Origin of the sequence: Archangium violaceum, assembly GCF_016887565.1 — a bacterium.
In the GTDB taxonomy this organism is placed as follows: Bacteria; Myxococcota; Myxococcia; order Myxococcales; family Myxococcaceae; genus Archangium; species Archangium violaceum_B.
The window spans coordinates 937,059-950,227 of the sequence record NZ_CP069396.1 but is presented as its reverse complement, the minus strand read 5'-3'; the positions used below and the strand labels follow the sequence as shown (position 1 = coordinate 950,227).

Here is a 13,169-nt window from a genome sequence, read left to right as displayed (position 1 = left end):
ATCGTCCCTAACTTCTGGGACAGCCCGGATACACAGGCAGGGAGACACTCATGGGTAGGACCTACAGTTTCGAACCCTTCGCTTCACAGCAGCCCGCACAAACCTACAAGGGCTCGGGTCCACGACTCGGCAACGACGAGTCCAAGGTCACGCTGGCCAAGGACATGGAGAAGGACACCCTGCCCCAGTCCGCCACCAACTATGGGCAGGCCCACTCCGAGACCGTGAAGCGCTACCGCGCTCGGGCCCAGGCGCGTAAGAGCGCGGCGAGGAAGGCCACGGCCCCGGCCCGGCCCGCGGCGAAGAAGGTCGCGACCCAGGCCCGCCCCGCCGAGCCGAAGCGGACCCCCACCCGCAAGCAGGCCTCCGAGACGGCGGTCTCCAAGGCTCCCGCCCGTCAGGCGAAGGCCACCACCACGGCCTCGAAGACTCCCGCCAAGAAGAGCCAGCCCGCCGTCGCCTCGCTCCGCACCATCGGCCGCAAGGTGGTGACGCGCGCCGCCGCCGCCGCGAAGAAGACCGTGGCTCGCGCCGTGAAGACCGCCACCTCGCGCAAGTCGACGAAGAAGCGCTGAGACACGTTCGGCATACACGCGTGGACCCCGGGCGATATGCTCGGGGCCACCATGCGCTACTTCGGAGTGGAAGAGGCCAACCGTCTCATCCCGCTGCTCACCCGCACCTTCGAGCGGGTGCGTCCCTGGGTGGCGCGTGTGCAGGCCATCGTCCGCGAGCTGGAGTCACTTCAGGACGCCGGCGCGGGACCGGAGCGCACCGCGCCCGTTCGCGCCGAGCGTGATGAGCTCATCGAGCGGATCCGCATCGAGCTGGAGCAGTTCCAGGACCTGGGCGTGGAGATCAAGGCCGCGGATGGTCTGGTGGACTTCCACGCCCTCAAGCGCGGGCGCCCGGTGTACCTCTGCTGGCGGTACGGAGAGACGGCGGTGACGCACTGGCACGAGCTGGACGGCGGTTTCGCGGGCCGGCAGCTCATCGTCCACGCCAACGACTTCACTCCCTCGTACCTGAGCTGAAAGCCGAAGCACCGCCGCCCGGGTGTCCTGGCGATGGGGGCCTTGCTCTCCCGCCTGCCTCCAGCCGTGGTTCCATGCCCCGGAGGGGGTCCCTAACTTCCGACGAGTGACGCGAACAGCCTACTCTCCAAGGAGGCAGGGATGCGGACGTACAGCTTCGATCATTTCCGCGCGGACAAGCCGGAACCCAGCGTGACCAACCCGGGCGGCGCCCGGCAGACCCCACCGGTGGAGGAAGCCACGCCCTCGGTGCCGCCCTCGGCGGAAACTCCCATCCATTACGGCCGCCAGCATGCGCAGACGGCGGAGCTGTACCAGAAGCACCGTGAGGAGCGGGAGCTCCAGGAGCGGCTGCGTGCCTCCGAGGAGGTGCAGCAGGAGCCCGCGGGCGGAGAAGCCCCTCCCCTCGAGGCCCGTGAGCCGGAGTCCACGCCGCGCGAGGAGCCCAAGGCCACCCAGCCGCTCGAGCTCGAGCCCGAGAGCCTGAAGGGACTGGCCCAGCAGGCGGTGGCGAGCGTGCTGCGCGCGGCGAAGGAGGCCGCCAAGGGCAACCCGCTGGCGGGCGCGAAGCATCTGGCCGGTGACGCCATGTCCGGTGCGCTCCGGGTCGCGCGCGGCGTATCCGCCCGCCGCTCGGCCTCCCGTGAGGAGAACAGCGAGAAGACGGGCGAGCAGAAGGTTTCCCAGAAACGGGGCGCCGCGAAGGCGAGGGGACCAGGCAAGAAGCGGTAGCCCTCGCTCACGCCCCTCGCTTCACGCGCCGCCCATCCCCACCTTGGGGAAGGTTCTGTCCGGAGGAATCGCATGTTCCGACCCCTGACCGTGTTGGTGACCGGTGCCACCGGAAAGCAGGGCGGCGCGCTCGCCCGCCTGCTCCTCAAGCGGGGACATCGCGTCCACGCCTTCGTCCGCAGTCCGGGCTCGCCCGCGGCGAAGGACCTGGAGCAACGCGGCGCGGAGCTCGTCACCGGCGACTTCGATGACCCGGACAGCCTCGAGCACGCCATGCGCCGCGAGGTGGATGCCGTGTTCGCCATGGCCACCCCCTTCGACGCCGGGGGCCTCGAGGGCGAGGTGCGCCATGGCCGCCACCTCATCGACGCCGCCAAGCTCGCCCACGTGCGGCACTTCCTCTATTCCTCGGTGGCTGGCGCGGACCAGACCACCGGCGTCCCCCACTTCGAGACGAAGTCCGTGGTGGAGGAGCACCTGCGCCAGAGTGGCCTGCCCTACACCATCGTGGCCCCCGTCTTCTTCATGGAGAACTTCCTGGGGCCCACCTTCGCCCAGCGGCTGCACGAGGGCGTGCTGAGCATGGCCCTGCCGCCCCACCGCGGGCTGCAGATGGTCTCCATGGCGGACCTGGCCGCCTTCTGCGTCCGGGTGCTGGAGTGGCCCGAGGATCTCCTCGGCCGGCGCATCGAGGTGGCCTCCGACGAGGTGACGGGCGAGCAGGCCGCCGCCCTCATCTCCTACGTCAGCGGGCACAAGCTGCGCTACGAGGAGGCGCCGCTGGAGGTCGTCCGCTCCTTCAACGAGGACATGGGACGCATGTTCGAGTGGCTCCAGCGCGAGGGCTATCACGCCAACATCCCCCTGCTGCGCCGCGACTACCCCGAGGTGGGCTGGCACACCTTCGAGGACTGGGCCCGCGTGCAGGACTGGGACGGGCTGCTGGGCACCACCTGGCGGGGCACCACCGCCGCGGAGCCCTCGCATACTTCATAAGAGAGCGCGCGGCACCCGCCCGCACTCCAGGCTGCCTCGCCACGGCCTCGCGCACGCGCTCGGGTCCACTCCTAGTTTTTCCAACAGGAGGCCCCCCCATGCGCACGCGCGCTCCCTGGCTCTTGCTCGCGGCCTCGCTGCTCGCCGCGGGCTGCGTGACCGAGACGAAGTTGCAACCCCTGCCCACCGCCCAGACGACCCAGGCCGGCGCGGCGGTGATCGAAGAACAAGGCGTGCGCCTGGTGGCGGACGGAGACGCCTGGCGCGGCACCCCCTCCAGCCTCGAGCGCATCGTCACCCCGGTGCAGGTCCGCATCGAGAACCAGAGCGGCCGGCCCCTGCGCATCCGCTACGAGGTGTTCACGCTGCTGGGCAGCTCCCGCTTCCAGTACTCCGCGCTCTCCCCCTTCGAGCTGGCCGATGAGAGCGGCACCGCGTACGGCGGCTCCGGTTACGGCGGCTCGGGTGGCAACGTCCGCATGTCCGTGGGCATGGGCTTCGGCTGGTCCTCTGGCTGGGCGGGGCCGCCGTTCGCCACCGGCTACTACGGCTGGAGACATCGGGGCGGGGGCATCTACAACCCCTGGTACGACCCGTGGTACGACCCGTTCTACCGGCCCTACTCCTATTATTGGGACCCCCCGGAGCCGCTGCCCACGCGCGACATGCTCAAGCAGGCCCTGCCCGAGGGCACGCTGGACACGGGCGGCACCATCACCGGCTTCCTCTACTTCCAGGACGTGAGCGAGCGCGAGGGCCGCGTCACCCTCCAGGCGCGGCTGGTGGACGCGCGCACCGGCGAGCAGTTCGGCACCCTCTCCATCCCCTTCGACGTGCGCTCCTAGCCGCTAGTGCAGCAGCGTGGGGCGCTCCGTCATCGGCATGGGGGGATGGGGCAGCAGCGAGTCCTCGCCGATGAGCCCCACCTTGCGGCGGATGGCCTCGCCCTTCATGGGCAGGCCGAAGAAGGGGCCGAAGAGACAGACGTCGAACGCTCCCGCCAGCAATGGCACCAGCCCCACCAGCGCCAGCATCTTCCCCTTCACGGAGTCGGTGGACAGGCCGCCCACCACCAGGCTCGCGCCCGCCAGCATGCGCGTCCAACGTCCCGTCCTCGAAGCCAGAAACCCCACCATCATCGAGCACCTCCTCCAGGCCCGATTGAAGATGGGCATGCAGGGGCCGCCCCACAGCGTCCCCGGCCGCTCGGCGGCTCCGTGCACCGGCCAACCCTCGGGACGTGCCTGGCCGCATGCCCGGTGACGCCCCGTTTCCTCGTTCCTAGCTTGAAATCCGGGGTCGCCGCTCGCTGGCCCCTGCCCGGGGAGGAGGAGAGGGTACATGGTGGAACGTTCGGAGCTGCACGAGGGAATGCCGGTATTCACCCACCGTGGCGAGAAGCTCGGCCATGTCGTCGAGGTGACGGACGAGGAGCTCATCGTCGAGAAGGGGCTGCTCGTCTGGCGCAAGGACTACGCCGTGCCGCTCGACGACGTGCGGGAGATCATCGCCGACGAGGTGCACCTCCTCCACGGCCCCGACAGCCTCCTGTCGGGCCCGAGGGAGATCGACCGCTCGAGCCGCCGGACCACGCACTGAGCACGGTCCGGCTCAGGCCTGGAAGTCCACGCGCTGCACCGAGTCGTCCGTGCGCGCGCCCTGGTAGACGTGCCAGGCCGCCACCAGGTCCTGGAAGGGCAGCCCCACCGCGCCGAAGATGGTGACCTGCCCCGCGTCGGTGCGCCCCGGCTTCCTGCCGGCCAGCACCTCGCCGAGCTCCGCCTGGATGCACTCCTCGCCGAGCCCCGCGCCGGCGGGCGCGCCCATGGCCACGTTGAGCGCCCGGTTGTCGCAGAAGAAGGTGGACTGGCGCAGCAGCCCGGCGGAGACCTCGGCCTTGCCCGGCTCGTCCGCGCCCAGGGTGGTGACGTGCGTGCCCGCGCGCAGCATGCCCGGGAAGAGGAAGGGCTCTCGCGACGGGGTGACGGTGACGATGATGTCCGCGTCCTCCACCGCCTCCTCCACCGACATGGCCGGCCGCACCGGCAGGTTCAGCGCCTTGTACATGCGGGCGGCGAACTCCACGGAGCGCGTCACCTCCAGGTCGTAGACACGCACGTGCGAGAGGCTGCGCACCAGCCGCAGGCTCTTGAGCTGCATGGAGGCCTGGGCCCCCGCGCCGATGAGCGCCACCCGGGCGGCATCCTGCCGGGCGAGCACGTCCGCGGCCAGCGCCCCCACCACCCCCGTGCGCAGCGCCGTGAGGTGCCCCGAGTCCATCACCGCCAGCAGCGCCCCCGTCTCCAGGTCATGCAGCTGCACCACGCCCTGGATGGCCGGAGAACGGCCGGGGAACTTCGCGTGCACCTTCACGGTGTAGGCGGGGATGCCGGCCAGGATGCCGGGGAAGACCACCAGCGCGGAGCCCTGGGCGTGCAGCGGAGCGCGGGCGCGCTGGGGCTCCACCGCGCGGCCCTCGGCATCCGCGCGAAAGGCCTCGCGCATCTCCGAGAGCAGGGTGAGGGCCTCCATGTGGCGGACGACGTCGGTGCGGGTCAGCAGGAGCGTGCTCATCTTGCCTCCAACCTAACCCTTCCCCTCTACTCCGGTGGGGTCTCGTTTCTCCGGAGTCGGCGCGGACCCGGGCCCCCGGGGATGGACGGCCGGGCCTCGGAGCGCCAGGACGCCCCGGGGCGTGACGAGGGAAGGGGCGGGCCCCTCCCGGGCGCCTCCTCCTGGTTCGCTGGTACGACGCCATGCCCTCCTTGCATGAGCAGTCTCAAGGCTGGCGGCGGGGAGGCAGCCTTCGGGGAGCGCTCTCATGAGGGACCAGGATCCACCTCAACCGCTCCGGCCATCCGGTCCGGAGCCCGGTGAACCCCATCGGCTGGCGGACTTCCTCCGCAAGCACCGGGAGGACATCCTCTCGGACTGGGAGCGCGCCCTGCGCGCGTGGCACCCGGAGCAGCGGCCGGGCGGCGAGCAACTGCGCGACCACATCCCCGAGTTCCTGGACAAGCTCGCGGACGCGGCGGAGCACGTCCACGACGAGCACGCCCCCCAGCTGCCCCTGGCCATCACCGACGAGCACGCCCTGGAGCGGCTGGAGCTGGGGTACGAGCCGGGAGAGGTGGCCTTCGAGTACGGACTGCTGCGCAACTGCATCCTCCGGAGCCTGGAGCGGGAGAACCACTGGCCGAGCTTCGCCGAGTTGGAGCTGCTCGACGAGGCCATCGACCAGGGCATCACACGCGCCGTCACCAGCTACGCACGGGTGCGCGAGCGGATGCTGCAGGCGCTGGAGCGTGTCTCCCAGGCCGCGCTGGAGAGCGAGGACGTGGACACCTTCCTGCCCAAGCTGCTGAAGGTGTTGATGGAGGCGGCGGTGGCGGTGGACGCGGCCTCCATCCTCCTGAGGGAGGAAGACCGGCTGCGGGTGCGCGCGGCCGAGGGGCTGGGCGCCCGGGAGGGGCTGGCCGACGACTACACCATTCCCATCGGCGAGGGCATCAGCGGCAGGGTCGCCGCCGAGCGTCACCCCATCTCCTCGCGCTCGGTGGCCACCGACCCGAGGCTGGCGTACGACGTCATCCGGCGGCTCGGCATTCGCGCCAGCTACAGCATCCCCCTGCTGCACGGGGACAACCTGGTGGGCGTGGCGCACATGAGCTCACGGACCGTCTTCGACTTCAGCGAGTCCGACAAGCTGCTCTTCCGCGCGATGATCACCCGCGCCACCGGCTTCATCGTGCAGGCGGATCTGGCCGGGCGCGAGCGGGCGGCGCGGGACGAGGTGCAGCGAGCGCTGGCGCAGCTGAACACGCTGCTGGAGGCCGCCCCGGTGGGCATCAGCCTCATGGACCGGGAGCTGCGCTTCCTTCGCATCAACGAGACGCTGGCGGAGCTCCATGGCAAGCCCGTGGACTTCCACCTGGGGAAGACCGTGCGGGAGGTGCTGCCCAGCCGGGTCGCCGACGTCTGCGAGCCCATCTTCCGCCGGGTCGTCGAGACGGGTCAGCCGCAGTCCAACCACGAGTTCAGCAGCCAGCCTCGTGGGAACACCCCCACCCGTCACTGGCTGGGCAACTACTACCCGGTGCGGACGGAGAGCGGCGAGGTGGTGGGCCTGGGCTGCGTGGTGGTGGACATCACGAAGCAGAAGGAGGTGGAGGCCGAGCTGCGCCACTCCGGCGAGATGCGCGAGCAGCTCATCGCGGTGGTGGGGCACGACCTGCGCAACCCACTCAACGCCATCACCGCCTCGGCCTTCCTGCTGCGGAGGACGGAGGAGCTGAGCGAGGGAGGAGTGCGGGCGGTGGAGCGCATCCGCAACAGCGCGGCGAGGATGGCGAGGATGCTCACGGACATCCTCGACTTCGCGCGCAGCAGCATCGGGGGTGGACTGCCCGTGCACCGCGAGCGGGTGAACCTGCACGACATCTGTCGGAGCGCGGTGGAGGAGTTGCAGGTGGCCAACACGGGCCGGAGGCTGGAGTTGGAGGTGGAGGGAGACGGGTGGGGGTGCTGGGACCCGGACCGGCTGGCGCAGGTGGTGGGCAACCTGGTGAGCAATGCCCTGCAGCACGGGAGGCCGGACACGCCCGTGCGCGTGGAGGTGCGCGACGCCGGCCCCGAGGTGCTCCTCTCCGTGCACAACGAGGGAGAGCCCATTGGCCCCGAGCTTCAGGCGGTGCTGTTCCAGCCCTTCCGGCGCGGCACCACCGGCAAGGCAGCCACGCGCAGCGTGGGACTGGGGCTGTACATCGTCCAGCAGGTGGCGCACGCGCACGGGGGTCAGGTGACGGTGCACTCCACCCAGGCGGGTGGCACGACCTTCACCGTGCGCCTGCCGCGCGGCCTCCCCGAGCCCGGCAAGGAGCCGGCCGGGAATGACGTTCCCTGAAGGCGCGTGTTGGGCCATAAGAGCATCGGCTCCCAGTGGGCACCGTCGCCCGGACGCACCGGCAGGAGGTAGGGGTGAAGATTCACCGACTCGAGGTCACCAATTTCCGCGGCTTCGACCAGCGCACCTTCACGCTCTCCGACCAGTTCAACGTGTTGATCGGCGAGAACGGTGCCGGCAAGACGGCCGTGCTGGATGCGTTGGCCATCGGGGCGGGGAGCTTCCTCGTCGGAATCACCCTGAAGGAAATCTCGGCCCCCTTCGTTCGAGAGGATGACGTTCGCCGGGTCGTCTACCTGAAGGATGGAATCGCCACCATCGAGCAGCAGTTCCCGGTCCAGGTGCAGTGCACGGGTCGGCTGGAAGGCGAGCAACTCTCGTGGCGCCGCTCCAAGGACGAATACACCCTCAACATCCATGAGAATCCACTCCTGCCGATCGCAGCCACTTGGCAGCGTCAGGTGCAGGCAGGACAGGACATCACGTTGCCGCTCCTCTCCTATTATGGAACGGGACGGCTCTGGCTACAGAAGCATGAGCACCCGTTGGAACCCGCGCCACCCACCTCACGACTTGAGGGGTATATCGGCTGTCTGGATCCCGCCTCGAATCAGAAGCTGCTTCTGAAATGGGCCAAGAGAATGGAGCTGGTGCAGCTCCAACAGGGGCGAACCATCGGAACATTGGAAGCAGTGAAGACCGCCGTGGTCCGCTGCATGGTGGGATGGAAGCGGGTCTGGTTCGACATCAACCAGGATGACCTGCTCGCGGAGGCCGAGGACGGGCGTCAGCTGCCCTTTCGGATGCTGAGCGATGGCGTGCGCAACATGCTGGCGATGGTGGCCGACATCGCCTACCGCGCGGCCGTCCTGAATCCACATCTCGGAGAGCGCGCGGCGGAACAGACGCCGGGCATCGTCCTCATCGATGAGATCGACCTCCACCTCCACCCCAAGTGGCAGCGGCGCGTGGTGGATGACCTGCGCACCACCTTCCCCCAGGTCCAGTTCGTGGCGACGACGCACTCGCCCTTCATCATCCAGTCATTGAGACCTGGGGAGCTCATCAACCTCGAGGAGCCCACGCAATCCGGGCCTCCGAGTCAGAGCATCGAGGATATCGCCGAGCAGGTGATGGGCGTCGAAGTGCCGCAGCGCAGCGAGCGTTACCAGAAGATGATGGAGGCGGCGGAGGAGTACTACCGGGTCCTCCAAGAGGCCAAGGCCACCACGTCTCCAGAACGGCGCGAGTCCCTCAAGCTCCGACTCGATGAGCTGTCCGCGCCCTTCAGCGACAACGTGGCGTATCACGCCTTCCTGCGCATGGAACGTGAGGCCGCCGGACTGGGCCAGGACGAGGAACCTCGATGAGGCCTGTCGAGCGAGGCCCTCACCCGCTGGATACCGCCGGGCATCCAGTGCGAATGGCGGTCTACCAGGAAGCCAAATCGAGCCTCATCGCGAGATTCGGCAGGTATTGCGCGTACTGCGAGGTACGCCAGAGCGCAGCCCTGACCATCGACCACATCGAGCCCAAGCTCCATGCCCCACACCGGGAGCTCGACTGGGAGAATTTCCTGCTCGCCTGCGCCAACTGCAACGGCACCAAGGGAGCACAGACCTCCGACGTCTATCTGCCCGACAGGGACAACACGGCGCGTGCCTTCCGCTACGGAGAGGAAGGACTCATTTCCCCCCATCCCGAGCTCGCACCGGAACAGCGGGACAAAGCGCGCAGGACGCTGAAGCTGTTCGGCCTGGACAAGACCCCCGCGAGCGATCCCCGCTCTCGGGATCTCCGCTGGCTCAATCGGCGCGAGGCCTGGGACATGGCCCAGCGGAGCCTGGGAAGATGGCAGCGGAAAAGAGGCGATCCGGACATCCGCGACGCCATCATCGATTCGGCGAGAAGTCAGGGCCACTGGTCCGTCTGGATGGCCGTCTTCGAGGCAGAACCCGAGATGCGGCAGGCGTTCATCGATGCCTTCCCGGGAACCTGCCGCTCCTGCTTCGACGCGGCCACCCGACCCGTTCCCCGGCCGGGTGGCTCACTCTGACTCGGGCTCGCGCACGAGCGCCGACGGGCCTCACTTCTCGGGCGGCGTGAGGGCCAGCGTGTGGAGGGCCTCGGCGACCATGCGGGTGGTGGCGTCGAGGTTGTCGAGCGAGATGGACTCGTCCGGGGCGTGGCCCGTGTAGAGGTCCCCGGGGAAGGCGGGCCCGAAGTCGACGGAGCGCGGGAAGAGGCGCGCGTACGTGCCACCGCGCACGGACTGTGGCTTCGCGTCCGGCTCGTTGCGGTGCCGCTTGTAGATGTCGAGCAGCGTGGTGACGAGCGGCCCGGACGTGTCCGCCACATGCGGGTCACCCACGTAGCGGCCACCCTCGCCCGGCTTTCCGCCCTTCACCTCCTTCACCCGGCCACCGGTGTCCTGGGAGAGCCGCTCCGCGGCGGCATCGAGCGAGGCGTTGAAGACGGCCGCATCCTTGCCCCGGGGCCGGCGCATGTTGATGCCCAGGCCCACCTTGCCGTCCTTCACGCGCAGCACGGTGGGCGCGACGAGGAGGCGGCCCATCAGCTCGTCCTGGTAGGCCACGCCCAGCTTCTCGCCCCAGTGGTCCCCATCGAAGCGGAGCGTCACCGCCTTCAGCATGGCCTCGATGCCGTTGGGCTCCAGCGGCAGCTTCGCGGCCACGGCGGCCAGGTCCCACAGGGCGTTGGCCCCCTCCTCCGCCACCGAGGCGTGCACGGCCTTTCCGTGGGTCGTGAGGATGACCCGGTTGCCTTCCTGCTTCACCTCGGCGCGCAGCGAGGGGCGCTCCTTGCCCACCGCGGCCACGGCCTCCCGCACGGCGGCAAGCGCCTTCTCCGGCGCGAGTCCCGCGGGCTCCAGCTTCAGCGTGGCGGCACCGGGCACCTGGGTGAGGAACTCGCCCGCGGTGACGTCCACGGCGCGCAGCTGGCCCTCGGTGGGCTTCTCCGGCACGGCCCCCAGCTCGGCCTCGAGCTGCCAGGCGACGAAGCCACACTGCGCCGCGATGACCGGGTAGTCCGAGTCCACCGAGATGACGTGCGTGGGGTGCGGCTTCTGCGTCTCCGCGTACTGCTGCATGCCCGTCCAGTCGCTCTCCTCGCCGTTGCCGACGATGACGAGCACCTTGCCCTGCCGCGGGGACAGTCCCAGCTCCTTCGCCATCGCGAGCGCCACGAGCGCGGAGGCCAGCGGCCCCTTGTCGTCCTCGACGCCCCGGCCATGGAGGCGGCCCTTCTCCACATACGGTTCGAAGGGCGGCTTCTTCCACTCGTGCGCCGGCGCGGGAACCACGTCTCCGTGGAAGACGAACCCGAGCCGCGGCTCACCCTCTCCCCAGGACAGCTCGAACACCTCGTTGCCGCCCACCGCGCGGAAGCCGAGGCCCCGGCCACGGGCCCACTTCTCCAGGAAGCGTCCCATGGCGGCGATCTCCGGGCTCTTCGCCGCGGGCTGCTCGCTGCTCACCGTCTTGAAGCGGACGAGCGACTTCGTGAGGTCCACCACCTCGTCGAGGGCGCAGGCGCGCACGTACTCGGCGTAGCGCTCGGCGGGGGACTTGCCCTTCAGCGCCTTCTCGGAGAAGCGGGCGGCGCGGGCCTGGGCGGTGCCCTTGCAGCGGGCATCACCGGCGAGGGCGAGGGAGGGCAGCAGCAGACACAGCGGGACGAGGAGTCGGGAGCGCATCGCCCCGCACCTGTACACCAGGGCCTACGGCGTGTCCCGGGCCACGTCCGCCGTCACCGGCTCCCGTGCGAGCGCCTCGCGGAAGGGCCCCTGGACCTCGCTGGACACACAGACGAGCACCCCGTCCACCCTGCCGCAGGCGGCGTGTCCGGCGGTGCTCGCCAGGAAGCTTTCGGCCACCTGGGCATGCACCACGTAGAGGGTGTCCGGCGACAGGCGGCCGGCCTGGACGTCCGCCTCTTCCCGCTCGCACGTGGCCAGCGTGGCGGGCGCATCGAGCCGGGCGACATACCCGCTGTTGAACGTCATCCCGTTCAGCCAGGCCTGCCAGGCGTAGGGGAGCAGCTCGCTGTTGGTGAACAGGCCCGGGCAGCCGCGCCCGGCACCATCCACGCGCGTGGCGGGGTAGAGGGCGAGGTGCTGGTACGTCCCCTTGGCCAGGGCCCACGTGGCGTCGCCTCCGGGCACGGGCCGCACGTGCGGGGTGAAGCGGGCGCGACAGCAGTCCTGTGCGGGCACCTCGGCGCCCTGGAGCACCACGGCGAGCCCCAGGGCGGCGGCGGCCCAGGCCGGGCGGTTGCGCAGCACGCGCAGCAGGCCCGCGATGGCACCAAGGATGAGCAGGTAGTGCAGGGGCCAGATGAAACGCCCGGACGAGCGGAAGACGCGGGCGAGCGGCGCGAGCACCACCTCGGAGGCACGCTGGAAGCTGAGGACGGTCCACCCGGCGAACTGGAAGCGGGCCGAGAAGGCGAAGAGCGCCATGAGCCCGCACACGGTCAACAGCGGCCAGAGCCCCGGGGGCAGCAGCGGCCCGAAGTGCTCGCGCTTCGCCAGCAGCACCCCCAGCGACGCGAAGCCCACCAGGAGCACGCCGAGCCCGAGGTACGCGGCGCCCTCGTACTGCCCGCCGCCGGTGGGAATCTCCGGCAGGAAGCGCGACATGCCGCCCTGGTTGATGAAGGTGAGGAGGTTGGACGAGTAGTGGTTGAAGCCCGAGGCGGACGTGGTGGCGCGGGAGAAGTAGCCGAACAGGGCCATCACCCCGAGCGCCGAGCCGGAGAGGCCGGCCGCCCATGCCCCGGCCCTCGCGCCGGAGAGGAGGCCCTGCACGCGCCACAGGCGCAGCACGAGCCCGAGCGCCAGGGCGAGCGCCATGGTGGCCAGATAGACGTGGACGCCCGCGGCCAGCACGACGAAGAAGGCGGCGAGGCCCAGCGTGCGCGAGGCGGCGCGCGCATCGGGGAGGGGCCGCAGGTGGAGCCACAGCGACGCGAGCACCAGCCAGTGCGCGCACAGCGAGAGGTGGCCCAGGCGCATGGCCAGGGCCGGGGACATCACGAAGAGCATGCCCCCGAGCACCTGGTGCAGCGGACGCGGGGAGAGCCGCGAGACGAGCAGCGCGCCGAAGAGACCCTGCAGCGAGAAACAGAGCGCCAGCCACGGGCCATGGATTTGAAAGGTCAGGGGCAGCAGCGGGGACAGCGGCTTGAAGAGGGTGCTCCACCACGGCGTGGCATCCATGTAGGCCAGCGACGTGCCGAGCGGGTAGAGGTAGCCCGAGGAGTCCCCCATGGGGAGGCTCCAGGGACTGGTGCGCGAGTAGAGCCAGCCGAACAGCGGTTGGGCCCAGTCATCCTGCACCATCCACTCGATGGAGCCGGGCAGGAGGGGCTCGAGGCCGATGATGTACACGCTCCAGCCGAGGCCCGCCAACGTGCACAGCACGGGGGCCAACCAGCGAGGAAGCACGCTCGGGGACGACTCGGCGGGGGGCTGCATGGAG

General features: G+C 70.1%; 13 protein-coding genes. 9 read left to right on the top strand and 4 right to left on the bottom strand.

The genetic code is table 11. From position 1 onward, the window contains the following. The first annotated feature begins 50 nt into the window (after positions 1–50). The 5 genes from JRI60_RS04050 (at position 51) to JRI60_RS04030 (ending at position 3,607) form a co-directional block, all read left to right on the top strand. Positions 51–575 carry a hypothetical protein gene (locus tag JRI60_RS04050; RefSeq protein ID WP_204224555.1) on the top strand — a complete coding sequence of 175 codons (525 nt, stop codon included), beginning with the start codon at positions 51–53 and terminating at the stop codon, positions 573–575. A 51-nt stretch (positions 576–626) separates the two neighbouring features. Next, positions 627–1,034: a DUF2203 domain-containing protein gene (locus JRI60_RS04045; protein WP_204224554.1), complete on the top strand. Its 408-nt coding sequence runs from the start codon at positions 627–629 to the stop codon at positions 1,032–1,034. A gap of 141 nt (positions 1,035–1,175) precedes the next feature. Continuing rightward, positions 1,176–1,766, top strand: a complete 591-nt coding sequence (locus JRI60_RS04040; RefSeq protein WP_204224553.1) for a hypothetical protein — start codon at positions 1,176–1,178, stop codon at positions 1,764–1,766. Positions 1,767–1,838: 72 nt separating this feature from the next. After that, entirely contained in the window at positions 1,839–2,762 is a 924-nt protein-coding gene (locus JRI60_RS04035; protein ID WP_204224552.1) for an NmrA/HSCARG family protein, read from the top strand. Between the two features lie 98 nt (positions 2,763–2,860). Next, positions 2,861–3,607 carry a hypothetical protein gene (locus JRI60_RS04030; protein ID WP_204224551.1) on the top strand — a complete coding sequence of 249 codons (747 nt, stop codon included), beginning with the start codon at positions 2,861–2,863 and terminating at the stop codon, positions 3,605–3,607. Positions 3,608–3,610: 3 nt separating this feature from the next. Here the strand turns inward: JRI60_RS04030 and JRI60_RS04025 are convergent, their stop codons facing one another. After that, the gene (locus JRI60_RS04025; RefSeq protein WP_204224550.1) at positions 3,611–3,901 is read right to left on the bottom strand and encodes a YgaP-like transmembrane domain; all 291 of its coding nucleotides are present in this window, start codon (positions 3,899–3,901) and stop codon (positions 3,611–3,613) included. A 202-nt stretch (positions 3,902–4,103) separates the two neighbouring features. Between JRI60_RS04025 and JRI60_RS04020 the strand changes: the two genes are divergently transcribed. Then, positions 4,104–4,361, top strand: coding sequence for a PRC-barrel domain-containing protein (locus JRI60_RS04020; RefSeq protein ID WP_204224549.1), 258 nt, complete (start codon positions 4,104–4,106; stop codon positions 4,359–4,361). Between the two features lie 12 nt (positions 4,362–4,373). On the opposite strand, the gene JRI60_RS04015 is transcribed toward JRI60_RS04020, so the two are convergent. Beyond that, positions 4,374–5,336, bottom strand: a complete 963-nt coding sequence (locus tag JRI60_RS04015) for an ornithine cyclodeaminase family protein (protein ID WP_204224548.1) — start codon at positions 5,334–5,336, stop codon at positions 4,374–4,376. A 247-nt stretch (positions 5,337–5,583) separates the two neighbouring features. Between JRI60_RS04015 and JRI60_RS04010 the strand changes: the two genes are divergently transcribed. The 3 genes from JRI60_RS04010 to JRI60_RS04000 all read left to right on the top strand — a co-directional run bounded on the left by JRI60_RS04010 (position 5,584) and on the right by JRI60_RS04000 (position 9,721). Beyond that, complete coding sequence (locus JRI60_RS04010; protein WP_204224547.1) at positions 5,584–7,665, top strand: ATP-binding protein; 2,082 nt, start codon at positions 5,584–5,586, stop codon at positions 7,663–7,665. A 74-nt stretch (positions 7,666–7,739) separates the two neighbouring features. Continuing rightward, entirely contained in the window at positions 7,740–9,035 is a 1,296-nt protein-coding gene (locus JRI60_RS04005) for an AAA family ATPase (protein ID WP_204224546.1), read from the top strand. 53 nt (positions 9,036–9,088) lie between these two features. Then, a complete protein-coding gene (locus JRI60_RS04000) occupies positions 9,089–9,721 on the top strand; it encodes a retron system putative HNH endonuclease (protein ID WP_204224545.1) in 633 nt (210 codons plus the stop codon). A 30-nt stretch (positions 9,722–9,751) separates the two neighbouring features. Here the strand turns inward: JRI60_RS04000 and JRI60_RS03995 are convergent, their stop codons facing one another. Both JRI60_RS03995 and JRI60_RS03990 read right to left on the bottom strand, forming a co-directional pair. Further along, on the bottom strand, positions 9,752–11,383 hold the full coding sequence (locus JRI60_RS03995) for a Sapep family Mn(2+)-dependent dipeptidase (protein WP_204224544.1): 1,632 nt from the start codon (positions 11,381–11,383) through the stop codon (positions 9,752–9,754). A gap of 24 nt (positions 11,384–11,407) precedes the next feature. Beyond that, complete coding sequence (locus tag JRI60_RS03990; RefSeq protein WP_204224543.1) at positions 11,408–13,165, bottom strand: DUF6311 domain-containing protein; 1,758 nt, start codon at positions 13,163–13,165, stop codon at positions 11,408–11,410. Between the last annotated feature and the right edge of the window lie 4 nt (positions 13,166–13,169).

Coding starts and splice junctions, on each gene's coding strand:
- JRI60_RS04050 (WP_204224555.1), top strand. CDS start 51: ATGGGTAGGACCTACAGTTTCGAACCCTTCGCTTCACAGCAGCCCGCA.
- JRI60_RS04045 (WP_204224554.1), top strand. CDS start 627: ATGCGCTACTTCGGAGTGGAAGAGGCCAACCGTCTCATCCCGCTGCTC.
- JRI60_RS04040 (WP_204224553.1), top strand. CDS start 1,176: ATGCGGACGTACAGCTTCGATCATTTCCGCGCGGACAAGCCGGAACCC.
- JRI60_RS04035 (WP_204224552.1), top strand. CDS start 1,839: ATGTTCCGACCCCTGACCGTGTTGGTGACCGGTGCCACCGGAAAGCAG.
- JRI60_RS04030 (WP_204224551.1), top strand. CDS start 2,861: ATGCGCACGCGCGCTCCCTGGCTCTTGCTCGCGGCCTCGCTGCTCGCC.
- JRI60_RS04025 (WP_204224550.1), bottom strand. CDS start 3,901: ATGATGGTGGGGTTTCTGGCTTCGAGGACGGGACGTTGGACGCGCATG.
- JRI60_RS04020 (WP_204224549.1), top strand. CDS start 4,104: ATGGTGGAACGTTCGGAGCTGCACGAGGGAATGCCGGTATTCACCCAC.
- JRI60_RS04015 (WP_204224548.1), bottom strand. CDS start 5,336: ATGAGCACGCTCCTGCTGACCCGCACCGACGTCGTCCGCCACATGGAG.
- JRI60_RS04010 (WP_204224547.1), top strand. CDS start 5,584: ATGAGGGACCAGGATCCACCTCAACCGCTCCGGCCATCCGGTCCGGAG.
- JRI60_RS04000 (WP_204224545.1), top strand. CDS start 9,089: ATGGCGGTCTACCAGGAAGCCAAATCGAGCCTCATCGCGAGATTCGGC.
- JRI60_RS03995 (WP_204224544.1), bottom strand. CDS start 11,383: ATGCGCTCCCGACTCCTCGTCCCGCTGTGTCTGCTGCTGCCCTCCCTC.
- JRI60_RS03990 (WP_204224543.1), bottom strand. CDS start 13,165: ATGCAGCCCCCCGCCGAGTCGTCCCCGAGCGTGCTTCCTCGCTGGTTG.